Raw genomic sequence first — 25,754 nt, 5'->3', positions numbered from 1 at the left:
TAAGGCTCCTTTGATTCTGTTTTGATTCTGTTTATTTGCGGTTCGCATATCAGCGATTGCATTCACATTATGATTGCCGTGTGGTCTGCTGTTCCAGTTGACGATAGTATTGAATTTTGTCGCCGATATTGTGTAAGTGATCCTGCAATGACGCCAGTTGCTGCTGCAATTGCGTCTCATGCTGCTCCAGCATCTGCCGCCGCTCACTTGCCGTCACATCGCCCTGACTGCGCAGCTCTGCAAAGCGCTGCATTCCAGCGATATTCATGCCGGTATCACGCAAACGCAGTAGAAATTCGACCCACGCTACATCCTGCGTAGAATAGATACGATATCCCTGTGCATTGCGTGCAACATGACGCAGCAGCCCGATTCTTTCGTAATAACGTAGCGTATGTGCACTGAGTCCGGTAATGTCCGCCATTTCTTGTATGTTCAGTGAAGGTTCCATATGGTCTACTATATCATACTGACGCTGGGTGGATGCTGTATTTCCAAGTGGAATAGTAAGAATTATGTATGGATGAGTGTACATAAATGCAGATGATTCCATGTCGCACTGCAAATCGTATAAAAAAACATGGTGAAACGTCCCTGATACAGTCGAACATACGGCTTAAAACATTCATGCTTGCCTTTGAGCGCGCTCTAAGCGATACGCTAATTGTGCAGAGAGCAGATACGCTTCAATGTACATATGACTGACAAAGAGCGTATTCGTTATCAGCGTTATACTATTTCATTTTCAGGAGGATGATGATAATGACAAAACCTATTTCCGCAACCCATACTTCCGACGACAAAATTATGTCTCAACCCGCTTCAACTTCAACTTCAACTTCAACTTCAACTTCAACTTCAACTTCAACTTCAACTTCAACTTCAACTTCAACTGACGATGGTACGGCTACATTCCGCGAGAACAATCGATATGAGCGCGGCTGGAACAAATTGCGCGAGATTGACGGTCAGGCAGGTGAACGAGTGATTGCTTCCTTGCAAGAAATTGCGCCTGATCTGGGACGATATGTGATTGAATATGCGTTTGGCGATATATATTCACGCGATACGCTGGATGCGCGGCAGCGACAACTGGTGACCATATCCTCGCTCACCACACAAGGTGGCTGTGAAGCACAGCTTCATGTGCATATCAACGCTTCGCTCAATGTTGGCTTAACACCAGCCGAGATCGTAGAAGCGCTGATGCACTGCTCACCGTATACCGGTTTTCCAAAAGTACTGAATGCAATCGCGGTTGCAAAACAAGTATTCAAGGAACGAGGATTGCTGCCGGTACAACAAGCGTAATTCATTGTAAAAACAGTACGATCCGGCGCACGAAGCAGACGCAGACGCAGACGCAGACGCAGACGCAGACGCAGACGCAGACGCAGACGCAGACGCAGACGCAGACGCAGACGCAGACGCAGACGCAGACGCAGACGCAGACGCAGACGTTGCAATTGTACTGATTCCGATTCGATATGCAATATCCAATCTGCCATACTCAATATTTGCTGTTGAGTATGGCAGATTTGCGTTTGTACGGCATTTGTGGTGCTCAGTCGCCGAATATCCTTTACAATTCCAAAAATCATCATTTATAATCATTTACATACTGTTAACAGTTACTTTGTGTAAATCATTAAAGGAGCTTACATACGATGACAAAATCACCTTCTCTTCAAGCCGGAAGTGGCTTTCCGCTTGGCATTTTGATGCTCAATCTGTTTATCGCACTGCTCGGTCAGGGGATGGTGATCCCGATTTTGCCGGAATATTTGAAGCAGTTTGATGCGGCAGGCACAGCGGCAGGTTATATGGTTGCGGCATTCGGTGCGGCACAGTTTATCTTTTCCCCAATCGGTGGACGAATGTCGGATCGTTATGGACGCAAAAAAATGATTCTTGCCGGGCTGTTTCTGACGGTGATCTCGGATTATATGTTTGCGGTATCGTACAATCTGCCTGCGCTATATATGGCGCGCTTTATCGGTGGAATCGGGCTTGGTATTATGGTGCCGTCGGTGCTTGCGTATGTTGCAGATGTAACAACGAGTACGACGCGGGCAAAAGGCATGGGATATCTCAGTGCGGCGATGAATCTGGGCATGGTGCTTGGTCCGGGGATTGGCGGGATTATTGCGCAATACGGCATTCGTGTGCCGTATCTGGTCGCGGCAGCGCTGGGACTAGTAGCAACGGTGATGACCTTGCTGCTTAAGGAAACCTTGCCGCCTGAGCGTCGAACACAGCAGGTTCGTGGTCAACAGGCGGCGCCGTCGATGATATCGCAGCTGGTATCTTCGTTCAAGACTCCTTATTTTCGTTATTTGCTGCTCATTCTAGTGATGACATTCGGGCTGGTCAATTATGAAACGGTATATTCGCTCTATGTGGAGCAGCAATATAACTTCACCTCGGCACAGATTGCGATCATCATTACGCTAGGTGCGGTCATCGGGATCGTCGTGCAAATCTGGGCGCTGGATACAGTCATTCGCCGTATTGGAGAATACCGACTCATTCGTCTCTCGCTGATCATGACGGCGGTAGCGCTAGTGTTGATGCTCATTCCGGTGAATCTGTGGTACTTGCTGGCGGTATCAGCGTTATTTTTTGCATTCAATGCCTTTTTGCGTCCAACGGTGAATACGTTGCTGGCGAATCATGCGCGGGATGACGAACAGGGATTCGTCGCTGGACTTAATACAACGTATGGTAGTATCGGCAATATTGCTGGACCGATTGTGGCGGGTACGTTATTTGATTACCGGATTGGACTACCCTATATGATCGGGGCAGTTGTATTACTGGCGGCATTGATGCTTACGCGCAATCAAACGACGCTTGCGAAGAGCGCTCATATGGAGGAATAAATGATGAAACAACAGCAAACATGGCATCAGCAATTGCGCAATCATCATCGGGAGGAATTAGTACAGGCAGGTGCAACATTGTTTTTACAGCGGAACTTTCCAGATATTACGGTCAAGGATGTGTGCGATCAGGCTGGTATCAGTCGGGTGACGTTTTATAAGCATTTTCGCGATATAAATGAGCTGGTATTGGATGTGCAAATACACATTCTGCGTGATATGACCGAACGATTAACCGCCAGCGATCTACCGCAGACAAATGGGCGGCAGCGGCTGGCGGGCATTTTGCAGGCATGGGTCGACTATGCCTGCACTCATGGAAAAGAGCTGCGCTTTGTCGCGCTATTTGATCTGTATTATGAGCAGATGCAGGTGGATGACGAGCTGCGCCAGCGCTATGAACAATTTGTGCAGCACGGAACCGGACGTGACTTTTTGCAGAATGCGCTGGAACAGGGTGTGCGTGACGGTTCGCTGAAGCCGCAGTTGGATGTATCCCATGCCGGGGTTCTTATTTTCCAGACGGTGATGGGTGTGCTGCAACGCGTCAGTATGACGTCTACGCCGGAGCTGCAAGACCGACATGAAGGCGATGTGGTCGTACAGCCAGTGATCGATATGCTGCTGGATTATGTGGCTGCACAGCAGTAATGATTGTTATAACATGATAAACTACATGCGTGCTTATGCTAGCTTCCTCATTTACGCTTGCTACTATCTCTACACTACATGATCCCCAAGCGCATTGTGCTCAATCTCAAAGCCCAGATCTTCGATCATCTGATAATCCAGCGTTGCTTCCTGCCCGGGCGTTGTAAGATAGTCGCCGACAAAGATCGAATTGGCGGCATATAGCGCCATCGGCTGCAAGGTGCGCAGATTCAATTCACGTCCCCCAGCAACACGAATTTCTGTAGACGGACAGATGAAGCGCAGCATCGCCAGAATGCGCAATCCTCGCATCGCTGGTGTATGCGGACGATGTGCGAGCGGTGTTCCGGCAATCGGATTCAGAAAATTAACCGGGATCGAGTCGGCACCCAGCTCACGCAATGCCATCGCCAGCTCAACAAGCTGATCATCGCTCTCACCCATGCCGGCGATAAAGCCTGAGCAGGGGGACATGCCGCTACGCTTCACTTGCTCTACCGTTTCACAGCGCTGATCGTAGCTGTGCGTAGTGGTAATTGACGGATAATGGTCGCGACTGGTATTCAGATTGTGGTTATATCGATGCACGCCCGCTTCGGCGAGCTGCTGTGCTTGCTGTTCATTGAGCAAGCCGAGACAGGCACAGATTTTGAGCGGCAGCGTAGCGCGGATTTCTCTGACCGCTTCTACCACCTGCTCCAATTCGCGTCCGCTCGGTCGTCTACCAGAAGCAACGATACAGTACGTCCCTGCCTGACGGTTTAGCGCTTCACGCGCACCTGCCAGCAGCGTATCGCGATCCAGCAAGCTGTATTTTTGCACGGGTGCAGTGGAGATGATCGATTGCGAGCAGTAGCCGCAATCCTCTGGGCAGAGTCCACTTTTGGCATTGATGATCATATTAAGCTTGACCTTTTTGCCATAAAAGTGGCGACGGATCACATACGCAGCCTGCATGATTGGCAGCAATTCATCATCCTGAGATTGCAAAATCGATAGCGCCTGCTCATGCGATAACAGCTTGCCGTCTAGCACTTGCTGTGCAAGATCGTTCCAATATGTAGGGGAAACAGTAGATGAAATCATGGATCGAATATCTCCTTTGGGATAGGTAATTTTTAATTGTTAACCAATAAATAAATTTAAGGTTAACAATTCATCCAACATGATTCTAGCATAGATTTCTTCCCATGACAAAATAGCCTCTATCCGCATTTCATGCAATCATTGTCTTGTCTGTTGTTGATTATTACCTCATGGTTGCTGTTAGTTTCTTTTATTTTCTGTTAGTTCCACTTCATTGATTTCCACGTCTGCATGTCTCTCATCCCACTTCGTTACTATTATCAACTCAAAAAAGCTCCTTGCTGCAACGGCTCTACGTTTCCAACGTTCAGAAGCATAGTCCATTTGCACAAAGGAGCTTTTTACCAGACACATGTTATTCGTAAATATCACTCATTACGTCTCATTGCACATTACGTTTAATCACTCATCAAGCGTAATTGCTTATTGAGCGTAATCCTTCACTCGTCTTCGCCATCATCCAAACAACGAAGATCTTTCACTATTAACGCAGCGGCAACCATATTACAACTGCCGCAATGTCTGCTTACGATCCTGAGCGATCAGGAAGAAGGCAGTCGCATGAATACTCCATGCCCAGATAATATGACCGAAAAATTCCGAGAAATGCTCGTCAAACGGCTGGTTCCACGCTGCTGGCACTGTACCCATGGCAGGCATTAACAACAGATGGAACAGAATCCAGATCACAATCCCGTATACTGCACCTTGCCACAATGTAATCTTGTGCCAGTATTGCGCCAGCAAAATATACAGCGCCGCGAACACAATCGCAAAGGCAAAGTGAATAATAAGCGCCACATAAAATACCTTCTGATCGGTCGAATAATACACAAACGCATGCGTCGTATCCTGTGACAATCCAAGCTGCTGCAACAGTTGCTGCGGCGGGTTGGTGGCATCCCGTGCCATCGTGCGTGGCGGCAGGATTTTCTCCCAACCAATCTTCACCATACCAGAGATCATACCGGCGATGAATCCGTACCAGATGCTTTTCCAAAGGATGGCGGATAAGGTAATGCGACTTGATCGGCTTGCTCGAATGCTACTCATCAACATCAACTCCTATTCGATTTCTCGTAACAGACATGATACAACATTATATACCCACTTGCATGATAGAAATGTCATATCCTTCTTTCTTTCGAGAAGGTTTATCAGGGTAGAAGGTTGCATGAGACAAGTGCTAGATCACAATCGTGCACTTCCTATATCTTCAATATGGCGCTTGGTTAAGCAGGTTTGACGCATCTATGGATCCATCTTGCCCATCTAATTTAACGGTTCACGCTCCGCTCGCTCGCGGTCGATGCCTTTTTCCTTGAGCGCTGGTTTCAGTTCGTCCTTTGCCAGCTTCCATAGCGGCACACCCGTCCGATAAGCAGCACGGGCGTTCAGATGACCAGCAATCGGCGCAGTGATAAACACGAATACGATCGCCAGCAGAATCCGCATACTCGGATAGCCGTCATACACCCAGAAAAACAGAAATGCTCCCGTCAGCACGAACAGCACCCCCAGCGTTGCACTCTTGGTCGCGGCATGTGCACGTAAATATACGTCTGGAAACCGAATAATGCCAAATGCACTCAGCACACTCAGTACCGCACCAAGAACAATCAGAATCGCAATGACCGGCTCACCGATCGTCTGTATCAGGCTGCTCGTCTGTATCTTCGTATTCATGTTCAATCACCACCCCACGTTCAATGTATTTGGCAAAAGCAACTGTTCCGATAAACGCCAGAATGCCGACCAACAGCATGACTTCGAGATACGCCTGTGTATCCAGCATCATCGACAGTACCGCGATCATGGCGATCAGGTTTACCCCAATTGTATCAAGTGCGGTAATGCGGTCGGTCATCGACGGTCCTTTGAGCACCCGATACATGCACCCGGCAATCGCCAGCGATAGCAGAATCAGCGTAATCAGCAGTGCAGTTTGCAACATTGGCATTACCGGGTCACCTCCTTGATCGCTTTTTCAAATGTATTGCGAATATCGTTCGACAACTTCTGTTCATCCCGAATATCAATCGCATGAATATATGCCAGATGCTGCTCCTTGGACACTTCGATCAGTACTGTACCCGGTGTGAGCGAGACAAGCGTCGATAATAGCGTCAGTTCCCAGTCGGATGTCAGGTCCGTCTCATACGTCAGAATGCCGGGATTGATATCCAGCTTCGGGCTGACAATATGCTTCAATACGACAAAGCTTGATTTGACCAGCTCGGAAAAGAACAGCACAATCAGCTTCACCACTGCCCACAATTTACGTCCATAAAACGGCTGCGGGAAAAAGCGATGCAATGCAAAGATCAGCAGCAAGCCGATCAGATAACCGATGACGAAACTGGGCGTATCCCATGAAGTATGCAGCGACATCCAGACGAAGGCAATTAGCAGATTCAGTACAATTTGGAATCCCATCTCTCACCCGCCTCCCAGTACAGCCTGAATATACAGTGTCGGTTCCATCAGTACACCCGCTGCTTCAGCGATATAGGTCTGAATATAGCCTGCACCCAATCCGATCACGATGACGAGTACAAACAATACAGATGCCGAGCGCATGAGTACGACTGGCTTGAACATGCCCCAGCGATGCTCCAGCACATTCTCCTGTGCATCAGGCAGCAGATTCGGATTCCCCGCTTCGGCAATCCAGTCACGGTATACATCTTCCGGCACATGATCCTGCTCATCCGCCAGCGGTCGTTCTTTCCCCCAGAAACCGAGCATGAAGATGCGCATGACGGAGTAGAGCATCACCAGACTAGCAGCCAGACTGATCAACGTCATACTATACCAGCCGCGCTCCATCGCTCCCTGCACAATTAACAGTTTGCCCGCGAATCCGCTGAGTGGCGGTACGCCAGCCAATGCGAGCGCAGTAACGAAGAACATCCAACCTGTCAGCGGAATACGCCGGATCAGACCGCTCATCTGCTGCAAACGCGCCGTTCCCGCTGCACCGATCATCACCCCGGCGAGCATGAATAGTAGCGCCTTGATAATCATATCGTTCAGCATATAGAAGATCGCGCCTTGCATCCCTGCCATAGTAGCCGTTGCCAGACCGAAGGCGATCAGACCGACACCAGCGATCACGTTATACGCCAAAATGCGATTAATTTCGCGATAAGCAACCGCTCCGATGACGCCTAACACCATCGAGGCAATACCCAGCCAGCCGATCAGATCATATACAAATCCTGTATCATGATAAAAGATCAGCGTAAATGTGCGCATAATCGCATACAATCCTACCTTGGTCAGCAATCCAGCGAAGATCGCGGAGACTACCGTCGGCGGTGACGAATACGGACCCGGCAACCAGTAGAACAGGAACAGCCCTGCTTTCAGACTGAATACTGTCAACAGCAATAACGCGATGACACTAATGATGCCTGTCTGTCCGACTTCGGCAATCCGCTGTGACAGATGCGCCATATTGAGCGTGCCGGTCGCCGCGTACAAATACGCAAGCGATGCAACGAACAGCGACGATGAGACAATATTGATCAAAATGTATTTTAGCGTCTCGCGCAATTGCCGCTTGGTTCCACCTAGTACGATCAGCGCATACGACGAGATCAGCATCACCTCAAAACAAACAAATAAATTAAACAAATCCCCAGTCAGAAACGACCCATACACCCCTGCCAGCAAAAATTGAAAAAACGGATAAAAGTGATGCTTTTCCCGTTCTTCCCCGATACTGGCAAACGCATAAAAGAGACATACCGCGCCCAGAATCGACGTAGTCAGCACGAGCAGCGCTGCAAACATATCGGCAACGAGCACGATGCCATACGGCGCTGCCCAATTCCCCATTGGCAGCACCTGAATGCCATTTTGCTGCACATCAGCGATGATCCAGCAGGCAATCCCGATGTTGAGCAGTACCGCGAAGATACCGGCAATCTTTTGAAAGTGGATATTGTTGCGTCCGAATATTTGCAATACCGCCGTTACGAGCGGAATCAATAGTGGAAATACAAGCAGATTATTGGCCACCTTTGCGCTTCACCTCCTCCATATCGTCCGTTTTCAGACGGATGTACGAGCGGTACGCCAGTACGAAGAAGAAGGCGGTCACGCCAAAGTTAATCACAATCGAGGTTAGAATCAGCGCCTGTGGCAGCGGATCAACATACGAACCGGATTCCTCACCGAGTAGTGGCGGGGCACCTGTTTTTAGCCGCGACATGGTTAGCAGCAGCAGATGCACCCCGTGCGTCAAGATCGAAGCACCGAGAATGATGCGCAGCAGACTGCGCGACAGAATGAGATAGACGGCAACAGCGAACAGTATGCCGACAGCAAGCGACATCCATATTTCCATATCAGCGGTCCTCCCCTATTTGTAAAATAATGATCATCGTCACGCCGATGACGGTTAGGAACACGCCCAGATCGAAGATCATCGCCGTCGCCAGCTCGGTCTTGCCGAGGAATGGCAGCTCTACATACGCAAACGTATGACTGAGGAACGGCATACCGAATAAGAAGGAACCTATTCCGGTCAGATAGGCAATACCGAGTCCCGTTGCGATCAGATCGCGATAATCAATCGGCACCACTCGGCGCGCCAGCTCTACATTGAACGCCAGCGCCAGCAGAATGAGTGCCGACGCTGCCATCAGACCCCCGATAAAGCCGCCACCCGGATTGTTATGCCCGGCGAAGAACAGATACAGCGCGAACGTCAGAATGATGAATACGATCACCTTCGTACCCGTCGCGAGAATCACGTCATTACTTTTGAACAGATTCATATTTTCCGAGATGGTGCGTGTTTCCTTGCGCGTCCGACCAATCGGCACACTAGGTGCCAGCTCGATCTTCGGCTTTACATATAAGATGCGTGCGCCGGTGTCGCGCACTTTCATTTGCAGCTGGATCATAGAGAAGATTCCCAGTGCAGCAATACTCAGCACGGTAATTTCCAGAAATGTATCAAAGCCACGGAAGTCGACCAGAATGACGTTGACCACATTGTCGCCGCCGCCTAGATCATGACTATTTTCTACAAAATAACTGGCAATACTGTCAAAGCTACTGCTTCCACTTGCCGCGAGCGACACCAGCGTCATAATCACCCCGACCCCAATCGCGATAATCGTATTCAGCCAGCGCGATACCTTTGTTGTCACCTCACGCCGCAGCTCTGGCATATGGTAAAAGCAGAGCAAGAACAGCACGACCGACACCGTCTCTACAATCATCTGTGTCAGCGCCAGATCCGGTGCGCGGAAGAAAACGAAGAACAGCGTCACCAGATAACCGACCGCTCCGGTCATAATTACCGCCGTTAACCGCTGACGAGCAAATGGCACGGCAACTGCTGAGCCAACTAGCAGAATGATCAATATGATCTCATAGATGCTAGTCGGTGCAGCGTTATCCAGTGATAACGAGATGCCGTCCGCGCGGAACAACCCCACCGCAATCAGCACGATAATAAAACCGAATATATATACCAGATAATGATGCACCGAACCGTTCATATAACGCAGCGTGATACCGCGTGACAGACGCTCTCCATAATGCAGCAAGCCGTCATACAATCGGGTCAGTGTGAATTTCGCAGGATACCATCGGTATACATGCTCCCAGCGCGGCAACAGCACATACAGAAGCGTACCGAGTAGAATAATGCCCACCGTCATCCACAATGCTGGTGTGAATCCGTGCCAGAATGAGATATGCACCTCATAATGTCCACTTTCCGGTACGAGACCCGGCAGCACCGAACGCATCGCTGGCTCAATCAGACTGTATGACAACAGATTCGGCACGAACCCGAATACCAATACGAGTAGCGCTAGAATGGCTGGTGGCAATAGCATCCCCCACGACGGTTCATGCGGCTTCGTATCGTATTGCTCTGGATCATACGGTCCACGGAACGTCTTGAAGACCAGAACCATACAATATACAAACGTAAACACACTGCCGACAAATGCCAGAATCGGGAACACTATGCCCCATGTGCTCAGGCTGAATAGATCAGCATGCGTCAGCTCCACCATCGCTTCCAGAAACATTTCTTTACTCAAAAATCCATTAAACGGCGGCAAACCCGCCATCGAGAATGCGCCGATACAGGAGATCGTAAACGTAATCGGCAGCAGATTCATCAGCCCGCCGAGCTTGCGCATATCGCGAGTGCCTGTTTCATGATCGACAATCCCGGCAACCATAAACAAAGCGCCCTTGAAGGTAGCATGGTTAATCAGATGGAAAATGGCAGCTGTCGTTGCGCCCGCATACAACAGCGATTCTTCGCCGTATCCGAGATGCACAGCCACTGATCCTGCACCGAACAGCGACATAATCAAGCCAAGCTGTGAGATGGTCGAATAGGCAAGCAGTGCTTTGAGATCGTTCTGGCGTACTGCCATCATCGAGCCATAACACATCGTAATGATCCCGCCCAGCGACACGATCCAGAACCATTCTGCTTCCCCCGCGAATATCGGGCTGAAACGTGCGACCAGATAGATGCCCGCCTTGACCATCGTCGCTGAGTGCAGATACGCACTGACTGGCGTCGGCGCTTCCATCGCATCAGGTAGCCAGATATGGAAAGGAAATTGTGCCGATTTGGTAAATGCGCCGAGCAGCACCAGAATCATCGCCAACATGAACTGCGGATGATCCTGAATCTGCGATAGGGCAGCAATCGTCTCGCGAATGCTCCATGTGTCAGTCATGCCATGTAGCAGCACGAATCCTGCCAACATAGCAAATCCGCCAAACACGGTGATGAGCATCGACTTCAGCGCCCCATACCGCGAGCGATCCCGTTCATACCAGAACGCAATGAGCAGGAACGACGAGATACTGGTCAACTCCCAAAATGTATACAACACAATCATATTATCCGACAGCACAATGCCTAGCATCGCACCCATAAACATAAGCAGATACAGATAGAAGCGGTGAATCGCTTCCTGCTCTGGATCGAGATAATAAATGGAGTACAGCACAACCAGCGCACCGATTCCGGTAATCAGCAAGGCAAATAGCAAACCTAGCCCATCTACATAGACCGCAAAATCAATGCCCAGCGACGGCATCCACGGCAAGGTCATCACACCGGTATCCCCTGAGCGGATCACCGGCAAGTAAGTAAGAAACAGCGTAAAGAGCAGCACCGGCAACATGAGCACAAACCAGCCGGTATGTACGGATTTTATATATTTGCGAATCAGCGGCACCAGCACAGCCAGTACAAATGGAGCCAGAATAGCAGCATGCAACACATACACCCTTGGACACACCCCCGAATTTTCTATTTTGTGTATGGATAGATTTATATCAAATCGGCAGCAAAGCCGATCCTATACCACATCATTTCAAGCAAAACAGTGCAAAAATAAGCCCTGCTACTATATAGTACCCATAACCCCCCTATATCGAATTAGCCAGTCAGCTATTGATCTCCAATCTGAAACTCCCCAAAAAAGACAAAAAGAAGCCTGCGTTGACAGGCTCCTCCGGTTGTTACGTCTATGAAGTTATATGGGATATTCCCATTGTTATACATACATACTGTCTGTATGATCATGGTTGGAAAATACAGGATATTGTAAGCATGGAAATGGGAATGCGTATGATGCTTGCTGGGAGAGTGGTATTTCTTTTTTACACATTTGTGTCTGCTTGTATCTTGGTAGCAGTACATATCATGCAAAGATACTGCTCCACTATACTATAGCTGTTCCTTGACGGCAAGCTACTTCACACTATGATGTCCATTAATTCTATGCTAGAAAGACTGCCAAAGACCATACGTTGATCTGATTGTTGAGGTCTGATGATCTGATTATTCACGACTGATTCATCTAATTGTTCATGACTGGTTCATCTGGCTGTTGACGACTGGCTGGTCTTCTTGTTACCATCGCGAGCTTCGCCTACATTAATGCGGAACCTTCTCGCGGCGATAGCGGTTGGGCGATACACCCGTCACTTTTTTAAAAGCAGTGCTGAAATAGTGCTGCGATTCATACCCTACCTGCTCCGCCACTTCCAAAATCGTCCACTCACTCTCAGCCAGTAGATGCGCCGCACGCTGCATCCGTACCTGCACCAGCAGATGGATAAATGAATATCCTAGTTCGCGCTTCATCGTCCGACTCAGATATGCTGATGATACTTGTAGCTGTTCTGCCAGCACCTCCAGCGTAAGCTGCGGCTCGGCGTAATGCTCGGCAATATAACTTCGCGCTCGCCGCACTAATGGTGATAGCTGAAGCTGCCCGTCCATCATCTGTCTCGCAAAGCGGTAGGCAGGTGATAGTGCATTCAGCGGCAAATTGGATTCATCCACATGACCGACTGGCTGGATATGCAGCTGGATATGCAGCCCGATATAATCGCGAACCGCTGTTATGATACGTTCACCAATGTTGTGCTGCGGCAACTGCCACAGACAGAGCACGATGATACCGGAAGCATCGCGGCAGGCTACAAGCGGAATATCGTTTAATAATTCAGCGGCGATATTGCCAATTGCAAATAGCAGCAGCTGACGGTCATACTCTTGAAGTGGCGGTCGCCCTTCCGCATGACCAGACCAGCGTATCAGCAGCAAGGCGGCAGGCAATTGTGTTGGCAAATCCAGAAATTGCAGCTGATGCTGCACCTCCGCATCCAGCAGTCGTCCATGCAGCCAATCCAGACAAAATTGCTCGCGTAGCAGTGGAATATTGCGCCGAATCTGATCGGTCGCCTGCTTCAAATATTGCTCCTGCTGCCAATCCCCATTCAGCTCAGTCGCAATCTGCTCCAGCACACTGCGCAGATGTACCGGATCGACAGGCTTGAGAATATAATCTTTGACCCCAAGCCGGATCGCTTCCTGTGCATAGCTGAATTCGTCATGCCCCGTAATGATCACAAACCGACAGTCTGGCTGATGCTCACGGATTCGCCGAATGACAGTAATCCCGTCCATAAACGGCATATTCATATCGACAAGCAAAATATGAATGTCGTTCTCCAAAGCAAGTTCCAGCGCTTCTTCTCCGTCTTCCGCCTCGGCGATGACGACCATGCCGAGCGCCTTCCAGTCTACCGACTCGCGAATACCCTCGCGGATAATATATTCATCATCAGCAATCATGACCTGCAATCGTTCACTCATTGTCATCCTCCTCCTGACGAATCGTATGCGGTGGAAATTGGCGCAGCAGCGGCTGAGTCACCGTAACGATTGCTCCACCCTGTTCGCCGCGCTGCAACGTCAATCCATACCGTGTTCCATATGCCAGATGAATGCGCGCCTGAATATTTAGTAGTCCATAACTGCCACTCGGCTCCGGTCCACGACTACCTAGCGTATCGAGCGGATGCTCCAGTTGTTGCTGCAATTCGGCAAGCCGTTCTTCAGTAATCCCGGCTCCATCATCGGTTACGGTATAGATCAGCATCTCCTCCTGCTGCTCTGCTCGCACCGTAATCATGCCCGGTCCACGACGGGCGCGAATTCCATGATAGATCGCATTTTCGACCAGCGGTTGTAGTAGCAGCTTGATCACATATACTCCCTGCAAATGTGCAGGAATGTCCAGCGTATAATGCAATCGGTCGCGATACCGGGTCTGCTGAATTTGTAAATAACTGCGAATATGCTGCTCCTCTTCATGCAGTGTAATAATATCACTGCCCCCGCTCAGACCGATGCGAAACAGCTTGGATAACGAATCGACTAGCTGCGAGATGTCTTCGGCACCCTTTTTCCGCGCCATCCATTGAATCGTATCCAGCGTATTGTACAGAAAATGCGGTCGAATATGCGCCTGTAGACTGCGCAGCTCAGCTTCACGCTTTTGCCGTTCCTGCCGACGATTGAGCCGTAGCAGATTGCGAATCTCGATAATCATCCGGTTAAAGCTGCGCCCTAACATACCGACTTCATCACGGCGACTGCTCATATAACGAGCAGTCATATCCCCGGCTTCCGCCTTTTGCATCAGAGCAGATAAGCGATGAATCGGCTGCGAGATTGAACGCGCCAATCCGTACGAAGCCGTCAACCCGGCAAAGCAAACGATAAACAGAAAGATGACTACGTAAAAGCGAATCGTCCGCGACTCCGCCACCGACTCGCTGAGCCGGAATACGCCGACCGTTTTCCAACCGGTATAGTCAGAGGTAGTATATACGAATTGGAGCTGCTGTCCTTGCATTTCACTCGTAAACACATCCTGCTGAGCAGATGTTAATGAGGAAGCCAGACGGGCGGGAACGGATTGTTCAAATGGTCCTTTCGGCGAATAGATCGGCTGCCCCTTGGCATCGGTCACCATTAGGTAGCCTGTTTTGCCTAATCTTACATCTTTGGCGGCTTGAGCGATTACTCGCAATTTGAGATCGATCAGCACCACTCCGCGCATATTGCCGGTATGCGGATCGTACAGCGCTCGCGCGACCGAGATGACTTCACTATCCAGATAATTCGTATGACTCGTCACATTGCGACCGGACGGATGACCGACGATGGTGAATAGCCCTTTGTTGGCGACTGCTTCACGATACCACGTTTCCCGCGTCAAACGTTGCTGCGGATTACGGGCGTACAGTTCGTTGCTAATATACTCACCATTGCGATTGACGATCAGAATCCCGGCAATTTCTGGATACACCGTAGTAAAGCCCTGCAAAAACTGGCGCAGCTGATATACGGATGTACCAGATAACGAAGAATCCGCATGTTCATCGTCATTGAGATCAGGAGTTGCCACATTGCTTAATGCCGCATTCATAAAATTCACGACACCGGAGTCAAAGCTGATCAGATACGTGATGCTCTGCATATGCTCCATATAGGTGTCCAGCGTCTGGTTGACTTTGTCGATCAATTGCAGCGTATTATCGGTCACCTGCCGCTCTATAATCCGGTCGGATGTATAGTTCACCATCACACCTAGCAAAATCGCAGGCAATATGCCGATCAGTAGGAATAAGGTAATGAGCTGAGTGTGCAGCGGCAGATTCTCAGGATGGTACTTGCGCCAGTCCTGTCGCAACCAGCGCAAGAAGCGATTTTCGTCTGTAGATTTATTTGGCATAATAATCCCCGACATTATCCTTCGTAACGACCGATACACCGGTATCGACACGCACCGGAACCGGCGACACGATACCGCTGAGGGATGGTGCTGGAACCGTCAGCCCATGATGCAAATGAAACAAATATTGCAGCGACCAGTAGCCCATATTCCATGTTCCTTGCGCGATGGTCGCATCAATCGTACCGGAGCGCACCATATCCAGCGTTTCTTTATTCGTATCAAAGCTAATAATGACCGGCTTGTCCTTGGACGTATGACCGGGAGCTTGCACCCATTGCTCTACCGCCGCGCCGACACCGCTAGCACCTGTTGCTTCGGTTATAAATACGCCGTTCAGCTGCGGATATTGGTTGAATAAACGAGTCATCTGCTGCTGTGCCAGAATGGCGTCGCCCTCGTCATTTTCCACAGCGACAATCTTCATATTCGGATGACGCTGCTTGATCTGTTGTTCAAAACCAGCTGTTCGGTCTTTGTGATTCTGCTGATTGCCGAGTGTAATAATCGCAATCTGTCCACTGCCACCAGTCCGATCTGCCATCTGGTCGGCGGCAAGAATACCAGCATTGCGATTGTCAGTAGCGAGAAAGGAATACGATTTGCTGCCCGGTGCCTCGGCATCAAACATCACGACTGGAATGCCTTGATCGACTGCCTTGTTCACAGCTTGTACAAGTAACGGCGAATCGATGGCAGAAATGGCAATGCCAGCAGGCTTTTTGGCAATTGCTTGCTCGACGATCATTGCCTGCTCTCGTGCATCGTAACGCATGGAACCTTGATACTCTACCGATACATCCAGCGCCTCGGCAGCATCTTCAAACCCTTTGAGTCCACTTTTCCAGTATTCGATACCGGACTGGAAGGTGATCATAACGTACTTTTCGTTAATATCCCCCTTCATGCCCTGCTCATTCCAGGTGGAGGACGAATCCTGTGCCTGGTATTGTACGATATAAATGATCAGGGCAATGACCAGCAAGGCATATACCCATAGCATTTTGCGCATCACTGTTCTTCCCTTCGGATCATGATAATTGTGATCATACATCATGGATGGATAGATAAACTGACGTTGATTGATGGTTGTTTTGCTTGTATTCGATGAGTGTAGATGGAACAACATCTAATATAGCGTATATTGGGGATTTAGAAAACGCTTTAATTTCAATAAATAGTGTAGGAGTGGGAAGAGACGCTGTTGGTAGGCTCCGCTTCGGAAAGGGGTGCGGAGATAGCTCGATGCTACCTTCAACCATCTCGTTCCTTTGGAATGACAGGCAGAATGAGAATCTTAAAAAACAACAAAACGTCCACCCAATAGAGTTGGATGGACGTTTTGTTTGTAAATCGGATCTATTCAGCCTGCTTCGCCAATTGCACCGTCGCCTGAATGGCGGCTTCGATTTCGCGTTGGATCGCATTGGCTACGGTGTTCGTATTCGGATCGTATTCCTCTGCCAGATCGGCATCAGCGTAGCCGTCTAGGGCGACGATGGCTCCGGCGCGTGCGCCGCGCAAGGTGGCGATCACGTAGAGAGCAGAGATTTCCATTTCGACGGCAAGGGCTCCGGCTTGTTTGAACTTTTTGTGTGGAAATTCTTCGACGCCGTTGAAGAAGACATCCAGTGTGACGGTGATGCCTTTTTGTACGACGCCTTCGCTTGCGCGTGCAGCGCGGTACAGGGCTTCGGTTACATCGCTATCTGCTACAGCGGGGAAACCATCCGGTACGAGCTGGCGGGTCAATCCGTCGGTACGCACCGCCGCAGTACTCACGATCAGGCTTCCTGCGGGATGATCGGCGGAATAGGAACCGGCTGTGCCGACGCGGATGAGCGTTTTGGCTCCAGCGCGGATCAGTTCTTCAAAACAAACCGCTGCTCCCGGACAACCAACACCATGGCTGACAACGGCGATTTCTACACCGTCGCGTGTTCCGACGAAACTGCGGTATTCGCGGCTGAACGCCAACTCGCGCGGATTGTCCAGCTGTGCTGCGATAACGGCAGCACGCTTCGGATCGCCACAGACGATGGCGTATTCTGGAATATCTTCACTGTTCACCTGCAAAATGGGCATCAACATGCTTCAATCATACTCCTTCTTCGTCCATTCATCTTCCGGGATCGGCAATGCCTCGCCGGAGAAACGTTCTTCGCGAAACGGATCGGCTTCGTTATGGAACCCATTTTGCTCCCAAAAGCCGGGACGGTCTTCTATCATAAATTCCAGACCACTGATCCATTTCGCACTTTTCCAAAAATACAGCTGTGGCACGACCAGACGCATAGGCCACCCATGCTTCGGCGTGAGCGGCTTACCGTCATAATGATATGCCAGCAGCACATGATCGTGCAGCAATTCCCCCAGTGGAACATTCGTCTCGTAATCGTTGCCGCCATGCACCATCACATACTTTGCTTCTGGCTGCACATCCAATTGCTCCAACAGATCGCGAAAACGTACACCTTCCCACACGGTATCGAATTTCGACCAGCGAGTAACACAGTGAATATCGTCGGTCATTTGCACTGTGGGTAGTGCAGACAATTGCTCAAACGAAAATTCCTGCTCCCGATTCACTGCACCGAAGATGCGTAGCCGCCATGTTGCCAGATCAATCTCCGGTACATCGCCTTCATGCAGAATAGGAAAGGTTTCGGTCAGAAACTGCCCCGGTGGCAATCTCTTCGCCTGTTCCTCTGTTATATTGCGGGATAACGGTGTCTTGGATGATTTGATGCGTTCTGCCTTAGTGCGTGTCATCTCCGTTCCTCCTTATTGTGCCTTGTTTGTCTTTCATTTGTACAGTACACATGCTTCCCAATGTACGTTCATCCAGCTGTCAAATGGGCGTAATCAGCGCGAACTTCCGTTAGCACGCTGCGCATCCTTGAGATAACTGCGATCTTTGAAAAAGAACATCGCTACTAGTGTCACGATATACGGGAGCATCTGCGTGAACTGCGCTGGCAATGCAAACCCCTGCAAACGAATGCTAAATGCGTCCATCAGCCCGAACAGCAGACTAGATGCGACCACGCCAAGCGGGTTCGATTGTCCAAGCATCGTCGCCACCAGCGCGATAAAGCCGCGTCCCGCCGTCATGCCTTCGGTGAACATCGTCACCTGACCGAGCGACAGCTGCGCGCCCGCCAGTCCGCATAACATACCGGATACTAGCACTGCGCCATACTGAATGCGGCGTACCGGAATGCCCAGACTTTGCGCGGCAACCGGATTCTCACCAGCGGCACGTAGACGGAAGCCGCTGACCGTTTTGAACAGATAGACCCACATCACAATCGCCGCCACGAATGCTGCATACACAAGCGGTGAATGCCCGGAAAAGATCCCGCCGATTACCGGAATGTCCTTGATCAGCGGAATGTCCCATTTCGGCAATCCCTGCATATTTTTATCGTAATACGCGCCTTTCACATCGAAGATCGCTCGCAGGCAAAAGGTTGTCAGCCCCGCCGCCAGAAAGTTCAGCGAGATGCCGACTACGATCACATTCGCCCTCAAGTTGATGCTAATATACGCAAACAACAATGAAAACAGCATCACACAGATGACCGCAAATACGACCGCCAACCACACATTTCCTAACAAATGATTGCCCAGAATCGCGGAAAAGGCACCAACCAGCACCAGCCCTTCCAACCCGACATTGAACAGTCCGACACGCGCACAGATCGCGCCGCCAAGTGCTGCTAGCAGAATAGGCGTCAGGATGCGCAGTGTAGAGTTAAAAAGCGAAATATCAAACAGCTGATCCATTGTTTTTACGCTCCTTTCTGCGCTTGAGGAACAGGTAGCCGAAGCGAGCCGACACGAACAACGTCAATGTCGCTTGAATGACGCTCGCTACTTCTAGCGGTACATTCGTATTACGCTCCACGCCCATCGCCCCAGTTTGCAGCGCCGCCAGCAGAATGCCTGCTACCGCCGTACCAATCGGATGTGAGGAAGCAAGCAATGTCGCCATAATGCCACTCCACCCGTAATCTGCCGAAGTGAGCGCCCCGTCCAGATAGCGGTGCTGTGTACCAAGCACTTCGCCCGCGCCCGCCAGTCCGGCGAGTGCGCCGCTTGCCAGCATGGCTACAACCATCATTTTGCCACGCTTGACCCCACCATATGCTGCGAAAAATGGGTTGTTACCGAGCATCCGAATCTCATACCCGGACACGGAATGATGAATGAATATATAGATCGCGACCGCTGCCAGCACAGCTAGAATGAAGCCCGCATGTAGACTCATCCCGGAAAATAGCTTCGGCAACCACACATCCGCAGGCAACATCGGCGTCTGCGACATTGCCGCTGAGCCGGTGCGATCCTTGAGTGGAAACGACACCATATACCCTGCGAACAGTGAAGCGATATAGTTCAGTAATAGCGTCGAGATGAGCAGATTCACACCAAAGCGTGCATCCATATACCCCGCAAACAGCGACCACAATCCGCCGACTACCATACCAACCAGCAGCGATACGATCATCACCAGCCAGCCTGGTCCCGGCATATACAGACCGGTAATCGCTGCCGCTAGTCCGCCCAGCACCATCTGCCCAGTCGCTCCCATATTGAAAAATCCCGCTCGAAACGCCAGCGCCACACCCAATCCGGTCAAAATAATCGGTGTTGCACGCGTCAGCGTATTCGTCAGAAAATAAAAACTGCCAAATGCGCCGTTCCACATTTCTCGGTACGTATCAATGACTGAATCGCCGATCAGCATAATGGCAACCGCGCCTGCCAGCAAGCCGATCACGACCGCGATGACTGGCTGAAGCAGTCCTAGCAGTGTACGTTTTAGTGTATTCATGATTGCCTTTTCCCTCCCGCCATGAGCAGACTGATCTGCTCCTCGGTTGCGTCCTCTGCCGCCAGCTCACCAGCGATTTTGCCTTCGTACATAACTAGAATGCGATCGGATAGCTTCAAGATTTCGGTCAATTCAGAGGATACTAGCAAAATGCCATCGCCCGCCTGACAACGTGCCAGCAATTCGCCATGAATCAGCTCCATCGCACCAACATCGACACCGCGTGTCGGCTCAGCGGCAATTAGAAACGGTTTGTTCTGCGCAAATTCGCGCGCCGCAATCAGCTTTTGCAAATTACCACCGGATAGAAATTGTGCCTGCGTATCCAGCGAGCCCGTTTTAATAGCAAATCGCTTCACCCAACCGTCCATCACCTGTCGTAACGATTTGCGGTCGATCAGCCCTTTTTTACGATATTGATGCTGATGCCCCATTAAGCCGTTGTCGAGTACGGTCGCTTCACGCGAAGCCCCCCATAGATACCGATCTTCGGGAATATGCGCTAACCCCTGTTCCCGAATGCGGCGTACTGGCGCACCGGTTACATCGCTGCCGTTCAGCTCAACTGTACCGCTATCCGGCTGCTGCAATCCGGCGATCACCTGCAACAATTCCGATTGCCCATTACCGGAAATGCCAGCAATACCAACAATCTCACCCCGGTGTACTGTAAGTGATACGTTATCCAGCAGCGGCTTGCTGCCTTTGCCACCAGATAGCTGCAATTGTTGTGCATGCAGTACGACTTCACCCGGCTGTCGTCCGGCTCGACTCATCTGTACCAGCTCACGCCCAACCATCAGACGCGAAATCTGCTCCTCGTCCGTCGAACTGGCATCCATCTGTCCGGTAATCACGCCATCGCGCAATACAGTAATACGATCCGCTGCTTCCATCACTTCATGCAGCTTATGCGTGATCAGAATGAAGCTTTTGCCCTGTGCTGCCAATCGCTTGATCGAACGGAGCAGCTCCTTGACCTCACCCGGCGTAAGCACACCAGTCGGTTCATCCAAAATGATCACATCCGCACCCTGATACAGCACCTTCAGAATCTCGGTTCGCTGCTGTACCCCAAGCGGACAATCGCCCGCCTTTTTCCATGGATCGACTGGCATGCCGTACTGCTCGCCTAGCTGCTTGACCTTATCCGCAGCCGCCTGTCGGTCAAAAAAAGCACCTTTTTTCGGTTCACCGCCAATGACGATATTTTCCGCCAGTGTGAAGCTTGGAAATAACATAAAATGCTGATGCACCATCCCAATGCCTTGCCGAATCGCCTGAGACGGGTCATGAAAATGAACGTCTTTGCCATTCACCAGAATGCGCCCAGACGTAGGCTGCTCCATGCCGTACAGCATACGCATCAGCGTCGTTTTGCCTGCGCCATTCTCGCCGACAAGCGCATGAATCTCACCCTTTCGCACATCAAAATGAATATCGCGATTGGCGGTAAATTCACCATACTTTTTCGTAATGCCCTGCATTTCCAGCAAAACCGTCATCTGTTCATTCCCCCTCTGTACAAGATATCTGCATCCCTTTCATTGAGTATGCGTGAGCCATATACGCTTCACGTAAGCGATACAAGATTCATAAGAAACACAATAAAACCGGCTGCTCGGTGAAGCAGCCGGTTTCGTCAACTTGCCGTGCTCGTATGATTGTGTATGATCAGCGATCAGGATAAATCCTTATTGCTCCAGCGGATTTTTCACAGTAATCTTGCCGGAAATAATGTCGTCCTTGATCTGTTTTAGCTTGGTGATATTGTCTTCGCCGATGAATGGGCTTAGCTTGGATTCGCTGTCTTTGGTTACGAAGGTCAGACCAACGCCCTCTTCCTTCAAGCCGTAGTTGGCGGAACCAAATTGGAAGCTACCATTAGCAAAGTCTTTGACCGTTTCATATGCGACTGCATCCGTGCCTTTCAGCTGGGACAGTACGATATGATCAGGGTCTTCAACGGTACGGTCGGTATCCTGACCAGAGGTGTAGAGATTTTTCTCCTTCGCGGCTTCGAATACGCCGAGATCGCTTGTTGCGGATGCGCCAGCAACAAAGTCTGCACCTTGACCGTATTGTACCAGTGCGAGTTCTTTTGCTTTTGCCGGGTCGTTAAAGCTGCCGACATAACCGATCAGGAATTTGGCTTTCGGATTGACCGATTCCAGTCCCTGCTTGAAGCCTTCGCTGTATTTTTTCAGCAGCGGTACGTCCTGTGCTGCAACCATACCGACCACGTTGGTCTTGGTTGCGAGTCCAGCAGCCGCGCCGAGCAGATACGATGCTTCGTATTCACGGAAACCGACGCTGCGCACGTTCGGAAGATCGACCGTAGTATCAATGATAGCAAACGATTTGTCCGGGTTTTCCTGTGCGACCTGTTTCAGTACATCTTCCGCTTGGAATGTAGCGGTGATGATCAGATCATAATCCTCTGCGACGGTAGCACGCATATTTTGTTCAAAAGCGGTTGGATCGGACGATTGGATCGTTTTTGTTTCCACGCCAAATTCTTTGCCGGCTTTTTGGAACCCTTCATCCATCTGTACGAAAAACTGGTTCACGCCGATTTCTTCCGGAAGGACGAGTGCAATTTTCTTCTTCGCGGTGCCGCTTTCACTGCCTGAAGCCGATTGTTCGGAAGTAGAACTACCCGAGGCACATGCAGACAGCATTGCGACGAGTAACATCAGAACAATGACGAACGAAAAACGTTTCGACATTGGTTTTTATTCCCCTTTTGTTTCAAATTTGTCTTTTTTATTTTTAATAATGCTAATGGAATTTGTCGCCTTTTGTCAAATAGTTTTTTGCTATATGTCTTATAGGGGGAGGTTTGGCACATTATTGGTTCGTCCACTCCGGAAAGGAATAAGGGAACGGACTCCGGTGGAGCCGCGGGAATCTTTTGGAATGGGCAGTACTTGAAGATTCCCGCCCCTCCAAAGTCGTCCTTTTCCCTTATTTCCTTTCCTCCGTTCCGAGCTTAATGTGACCAAACCTGTTTGGTGGGTGGGTAGTTTTGGAGTGCGGGGGTGCAGTATGTAAATTGTATCGCATAGTGTAAGGATTCGTTTATTTTTAGTCTTTTACTTTAATTGGTTCGTTCGTTTGTTCGTTTGTTCGTTTGTTCGTTTGTTCGTTTGTTCGTTTGTTCGTTTGTTCGTTTGTTCGTTTGTTCGTTTGTTCGTTTGTTCGTTTGTTCGTTTGTTCGTTTGTTCGTTTGTTCGTTTAAGGTGATTTTGTTTTTTGGTCTGCTTGATTTCAAGTTATTTTTTTAGGGTAGGATAAGGGGCGTTGGTTGGATGTTGATTAAAGTCTTCTATAGATTATTGTGAATTTTGGTGGATTGGGTATGGGGATTGGTGTGGTGGGAATAGAATGCAAAAAAAGCCCTTGTTCCGGTGGGAAAGGAACAAGGGCTTGGGGGTTGTGATTGGGGGTGGAGATGGTTGGGGCTGGCTGTTTGTGTGTTTTATTTTACCTTATTTTGGACCTGCGTTGGCTTGGACGCTGTTGGGGACGTTGGCGGCGTTGTCTACGGTGAAGCTGTATGGGAACGTTACGCTTGGGTAGGTTGATGCTTGTGCGTTCGTTCCGGTTGTTGCGTTGTAGACGTTGTTGCGCTCGTAGAATTTGTAGCTGTCGCCGCTACTGTCCAATCCGACTTGGTGGCTGTTATTCGTTTTGTAGAAATAGTTGCCTTCGGAGAAGATGTTACCGCCGCTGCCGATTTGGGCGGCGTTGTATTGTTGCTGGTTGAAGCCTTTGGAGTTGTTGCCGGACGGCTGGGTGCTGTTATCGAAGTAGTTGTTGTACATGTGTACATAACCACGCAGCAGTGGGCGTCCTTTCATATTGGGACCGAACCAGTTGTGATGCAGCGTAACATGCAGTTTTTTGCCGCCGTATTCGTAGGAGTCATTTTTGTTGGAGCCGATAATCATCGCCAGACGCTCGGAAGCCAGATCTTGATTCGTGCCGACCCAGTTCCACAGTGGGTTCGGGTTCATGTTCAGCCATGTATCGGTAAAATAGAAATGGCTATTCGATACGGTCGCATAGTCCGAACCTTGGGAGATGACGAACAGATCGTCGCTAATGTTGTACATCGTTACATGATCAACCCAGATGTTGCTCGTACGACGGAAGGAAGCGCCCAGATAGTTTGTGCCGATGCCGCCGGGCTGAGTGTCCGCGCCGCTCAGGTTTTGCAGGTCTTTGATATTGCCGTAGAAAGTGATATTTTTGATAACTACGTTTTCGATATTGGTGCCGGATGCTAGCAATTCGCCGCTGAATTTCAGTTGGATATTTTGTAATACGGCTCCGCCGCCAGCTGCGCCTTCGATGGTCGTGTTGTTCCATTTGGTGCTGTCAAATGTAAACGTTTTCGGTTTGGTGCCGCCGTAAATATTGCCTTTGATCACAATATGATGCTTGTTCGCGTCAAACGCATTTTGCAGTTCGGTCAGATTCGTTACCGTTACTGCTGCTTCATTGGAACCATTCGTTGTAGCATAACCACCTGTAGATGCGGCATACGCGTGCTCGCCGCCCGTCCATGGTAGTACAACCGCTGCCAGTAACGCGGTACTAAGTAGCGACAATTTTATTTTAGAAGAAGTTTTGTGTTGCAAAGACAATCTCGTTTTCAATGAAAATACCTCCCGATCGAGTAAAATATAAAGCAACAATCAACACAGTAAAGATGGCATAGCAGACTTATTCATAAGCAGCTGTCATTATGTACAGAACAACGGTGTAACCGGGAAGATCACAATCACGGATTGGAAATAACAAGTCTTTATTCCTTTTATCCAAATCGTTTGGTTACATCCATCTTCTAAACCAATTATAGAATTATATGTATTTTTATTCCATATAAAACGAGCGATATTCCTTATGTATATTCATTTATATAAAATACGGAAACCGTAATCTTATACGGCTCTACAACAAGCTAGTCAGCATATTCTATTCATCCCTTTTGCAAAACCGATTCCTTCCTCTCCTGCCTTCTTCTCCATTCGCTTGCTATATTTCTCTATTTTCCACCCGTATTATGCAAGCTTCCGTTTTATGATTCCTATCCAACATGGACCATATAAAAATAAAGACATTGCACATATTCCATACCTGCCATCTTCACATCACAGCAAAAAGCAGCCAGTGCACGCACTCGCTGCTTGATTT

At 49.7% G+C, this 25,754-nt stretch carries 22 protein-coding genes; 3 read left to right on the top strand and 19 right to left on the bottom strand.

The genetic code is table 11. The features are described from left to right. Positions 1-67: 67 nt before the first annotated feature. Positions 68-451 carry a MerR family transcriptional regulator gene (locus ACE3MZ_RS05305; RefSeq protein ID WP_411345435.1) on the bottom strand — a complete coding sequence of 128 codons (384 nt, stop codon included), beginning with the start codon at positions 449-451 and terminating at the stop codon, positions 68-70. A gap of 500 nt (positions 452-951) precedes the next feature. Here ACE3MZ_RS05305 and ACE3MZ_RS05300 point away from each other — a divergent pair, with 500 nt between their 5' ends. From ACE3MZ_RS05300 to ACE3MZ_RS05290, 3 genes are all read left to right on the top strand, one after another. Then, a complete protein-coding gene (locus ACE3MZ_RS05300; RefSeq protein ID WP_411346705.1) occupies positions 952-1,311 on the top strand; it encodes a carboxymuconolactone decarboxylase family protein in 360 nt (119 codons plus the stop codon). A gap of 356 nt (positions 1,312-1,667) precedes the next feature. Beyond that, entirely contained in the window at positions 1,668-2,882 is a 1,215-nt protein-coding gene (locus ACE3MZ_RS05295; RefSeq protein ID WP_411345434.1) for an MFS transporter, read from the top strand. Further along, on the top strand, positions 2,883-3,533 hold the full coding sequence (locus tag ACE3MZ_RS05290) for a TetR/AcrR family transcriptional regulator (protein ID WP_411345433.1): 651 nt from the start codon (positions 2,883-2,885) through the stop codon (positions 3,531-3,533). Between the two features lie 69 nt (positions 3,534-3,602). Here ACE3MZ_RS05290 and bioB read toward each other — a convergent pair whose 3' ends face one another. From bioB to ACE3MZ_RS05200, 18 genes are all read right to left on the bottom strand, one after another. Next, complete coding sequence (gene bioB, locus ACE3MZ_RS05285; RefSeq protein ID WP_411345432.1) at positions 3,603-4,619, bottom strand: biotin synthase BioB; 1,017 nt, start codon at positions 4,617-4,619, stop codon at positions 3,603-3,605. Positions 4,620-5,123: 504 nt separating this feature from the next. Further along, the gene (locus tag ACE3MZ_RS05280) at positions 5,124-5,585 is read right to left on the bottom strand and encodes a DUF1440 domain-containing protein (protein WP_411346704.1); all 462 of its coding nucleotides are present in this window, start codon (positions 5,583-5,585) and stop codon (positions 5,124-5,126) included. A 306-nt stretch (positions 5,586-5,891) separates the two neighbouring features. After that, entirely contained in the window at positions 5,892-6,305 is a 414-nt protein-coding gene (gene mnhG / locus ACE3MZ_RS05275) for a monovalent cation/H(+) antiporter subunit G (protein WP_411345431.1), read from the bottom strand. After that, positions 6,259-6,573 (bottom strand): Na(+)/H(+) antiporter subunit F1, encoded by a 315-nt coding sequence (locus ACE3MZ_RS05270; RefSeq protein WP_411346703.1) that lies wholly within the window; start codon positions 6,571-6,573, stop codon positions 6,259-6,261. Before ACE3MZ_RS05270 ends, mnhG begins: the two co-directional genes overlap by 47 nt. 5 nt (positions 6,574-6,578) lie before the next feature. After that, positions 6,579-7,055, bottom strand: coding sequence for a Na+/H+ antiporter subunit E (locus tag ACE3MZ_RS05265; RefSeq protein WP_411345430.1), 477 nt, complete (start codon positions 7,053-7,055; stop codon positions 6,579-6,581). A 3-nt stretch (positions 7,056-7,058) separates the two neighbouring features. After that, positions 7,059-8,645: a Na+/H+ antiporter subunit D gene (locus ACE3MZ_RS05260; protein ID WP_411345429.1), complete on the bottom strand. Its 1,587-nt coding sequence runs from the start codon at positions 8,643-8,645 to the stop codon at positions 7,059-7,061. Continuing rightward, positions 8,635-8,973 (bottom strand): Na(+)/H(+) antiporter subunit C, encoded by a 339-nt coding sequence (locus tag ACE3MZ_RS05255; RefSeq protein ID WP_367054206.1) that lies wholly within the window; start codon positions 8,971-8,973, stop codon positions 8,635-8,637. The genes ACE3MZ_RS05260 and ACE3MZ_RS05255 overlap by 11 nt, the downstream gene beginning before the upstream one ends. 1 nt (position 8,974) lies before the next feature. Then, on the bottom strand, positions 8,975-11,905 hold the full coding sequence (locus ACE3MZ_RS05250; RefSeq protein ID WP_411345428.1) for a Na+/H+ antiporter subunit A: 2,931 nt from the start codon (positions 11,903-11,905) through the stop codon (positions 8,975-8,977). Between the two features lie 653 nt (positions 11,906-12,558). Continuing rightward, positions 12,559-13,785 (bottom strand): response regulator, encoded by a 1,227-nt coding sequence (locus tag ACE3MZ_RS05245; RefSeq protein WP_411345427.1) that lies wholly within the window; start codon positions 13,783-13,785, stop codon positions 12,559-12,561. Then, entirely contained in the window at positions 13,778-15,712 is a 1,935-nt protein-coding gene (locus tag ACE3MZ_RS05240) for a sensor histidine kinase (RefSeq protein ID WP_411345426.1), read from the bottom strand. Before ACE3MZ_RS05240 ends, ACE3MZ_RS05245 begins: the two co-directional genes overlap by 8 nt. Then, complete coding sequence (locus tag ACE3MZ_RS05235) at positions 15,702-16,724, bottom strand: substrate-binding domain-containing protein (protein ID WP_411345425.1); 1,023 nt, start codon at positions 16,722-16,724, stop codon at positions 15,702-15,704. The genes ACE3MZ_RS05240 and ACE3MZ_RS05235 overlap by 11 nt, the downstream gene beginning before the upstream one ends. Positions 16,725-17,071: 347 nt before the next feature. After that, complete coding sequence (locus tag ACE3MZ_RS05230) at positions 17,072-17,803, bottom strand: nucleoside phosphorylase (protein WP_411345424.1); 732 nt, start codon at positions 17,801-17,803, stop codon at positions 17,072-17,074. 3 nt (positions 17,804-17,806) lie between these two features. Further along, positions 17,807-18,484, bottom strand: a complete 678-nt coding sequence (locus ACE3MZ_RS05225) for a sulfite oxidase-like oxidoreductase (protein ID WP_411345423.1) — start codon at positions 18,482-18,484, stop codon at positions 17,807-17,809. A gap of 93 nt (positions 18,485-18,577) precedes the next feature. After that, on the bottom strand, positions 18,578-19,501 hold the full coding sequence (locus ACE3MZ_RS05220) for an ABC transporter permease (RefSeq protein WP_411345422.1): 924 nt from the start codon (positions 19,499-19,501) through the stop codon (positions 18,578-18,580). Continuing rightward, on the bottom strand, positions 19,485-20,552 hold the full coding sequence (locus ACE3MZ_RS05215) for an ABC transporter permease (RefSeq protein ID WP_411345421.1): 1,068 nt from the start codon (positions 20,550-20,552) through the stop codon (positions 19,485-19,487). Before ACE3MZ_RS05215 ends, ACE3MZ_RS05220 begins: the two co-directional genes overlap by 17 nt. Continuing rightward, positions 20,549-22,057 carry an ABC transporter ATP-binding protein gene (locus ACE3MZ_RS05210; RefSeq protein WP_411345420.1) on the bottom strand — a complete coding sequence of 503 codons (1,509 nt, stop codon included), beginning with the start codon at positions 22,055-22,057 and terminating at the stop codon, positions 20,549-20,551. The genes ACE3MZ_RS05215 and ACE3MZ_RS05210 overlap by 4 nt, the downstream gene beginning before the upstream one ends. Before the next feature lie 189 nt (positions 22,058-22,246). Beyond that, positions 22,247-23,281, bottom strand: a complete 1,035-nt coding sequence (locus ACE3MZ_RS05205) for a BMP family lipoprotein (protein ID WP_411345419.1) — start codon at positions 23,279-23,281, stop codon at positions 22,247-22,249. Positions 23,282-24,043: 762 nt separating this feature from the next. Next, positions 24,044-25,216, bottom strand: coding sequence for a polysaccharide lyase family 1 protein (locus ACE3MZ_RS05200; RefSeq protein ID WP_411345418.1), 1,173 nt, complete (start codon positions 25,214-25,216; stop codon positions 24,044-24,046). Positions 25,217-25,754: the final 538 nt, after the last annotated feature.

The sequence above is a fragment of the Paenibacillus sp. WLX1005 genome, assembly GCF_046603685.1.
Classification (GTDB): Bacteria; Bacillota; Bacilli; order Paenibacillales; family Paenibacillaceae; genus Saccharibacillus.
This window is presented reverse-complemented; position numbering and strand designations above follow the sequence as displayed.

Excerpts from the sequence above, each read along its gene's own strand:
- ACE3MZ_RS05305 (WP_411345435.1), bottom strand. The coding sequence starts at position 451 with ATGGAACCTTCACTGAACATACAAGAAATGGCGGACATTACCGGACTC.
- ACE3MZ_RS05295 (WP_411345434.1), top strand. The coding sequence starts at position 1,668 with ATGACAAAATCACCTTCTCTTCAAGCCGGAAGTGGCTTTCCGCTTGGC.
- ACE3MZ_RS05290 (WP_411345433.1), top strand. The coding sequence starts at position 2,883 with ATGATGAAACAACAGCAAACATGGCATCAGCAATTGCGCAATCATCAT.
- bioB (WP_411345432.1), bottom strand. The coding sequence starts at position 4,619 with ATGATTTCATCTACTGTTTCCCCTACATATTGGAACGATCTTGCACAG.
- ACE3MZ_RS05280 (WP_411346704.1), bottom strand. The coding sequence starts at position 5,585 with ATGATCTCTGGTATGGTGAAGATTGGTTGGGAGAAAATCCTGCCGCCA.
- mnhG (WP_411345431.1), bottom strand. The coding sequence starts at position 6,305 with ATGAATACGAAGATACAGACGAGCAGCCTGATACAGACGATCGGTGAG.
- ACE3MZ_RS05270 (WP_411346703.1), bottom strand. The coding sequence starts at position 6,573 with ATGTTGCAAACTGCACTGCTGATTACGCTGATTCTGCTATCGCTGGCG.
- ACE3MZ_RS05265 (WP_411345430.1), bottom strand. The coding sequence starts at position 7,055 with ATGGGATTCCAAATTGTACTGAATCTGCTAATTGCCTTCGTCTGGATG.
- ACE3MZ_RS05255 (WP_367054206.1), bottom strand. The coding sequence starts at position 8,973 with ATGGAAATATGGATGTCGCTTGCTGTCGGCATACTGTTCGCTGTTGCC.
- ACE3MZ_RS05245 (WP_411345427.1), bottom strand. The coding sequence starts at position 13,785 with ATGAGTGAACGATTGCAGGTCATGATTGCTGATGATGAATATATTATC.
- ACE3MZ_RS05240 (WP_411345426.1), bottom strand. The coding sequence starts at position 15,712 with ATGCCAAATAAATCTACAGACGAAAATCGCTTCTTGCGCTGGTTGCGA.
- ACE3MZ_RS05235 (WP_411345425.1), bottom strand. The coding sequence starts at position 16,724 with ATGCGCAAAATGCTATGGGTATATGCCTTGCTGGTCATTGCCCTGATC.
- ACE3MZ_RS05230 (WP_411345424.1), bottom strand. The coding sequence starts at position 17,803 with ATGTTGATGCCCATTTTGCAGGTGAACAGTGAAGATATTCCAGAATAC.
- ACE3MZ_RS05225 (WP_411345423.1), bottom strand. The coding sequence starts at position 18,484 with ATGACACGCACTAAGGCAGAACGCATCAAATCATCCAAGACACCGTTA.
- ACE3MZ_RS05220 (WP_411345422.1), bottom strand. The coding sequence starts at position 19,501 with ATGGATCAGCTGTTTGATATTTCGCTTTTTAACTCTACACTGCGCATC.
- ACE3MZ_RS05215 (WP_411345421.1), bottom strand. The coding sequence starts at position 20,552 with ATGAATACACTAAAACGTACACTGCTAGGACTGCTTCAGCCAGTCATC.
- ACE3MZ_RS05210 (WP_411345420.1), bottom strand. The coding sequence starts at position 22,057 with ATGACGGTTTTGCTGGAAATGCAGGGCATTACGAAAAAGTATGGTGAA.
- ACE3MZ_RS05205 (WP_411345419.1), bottom strand. The coding sequence starts at position 23,281 with ATGTCGAAACGTTTTTCGTTCGTCATTGTTCTGATGTTACTCGTCGCA.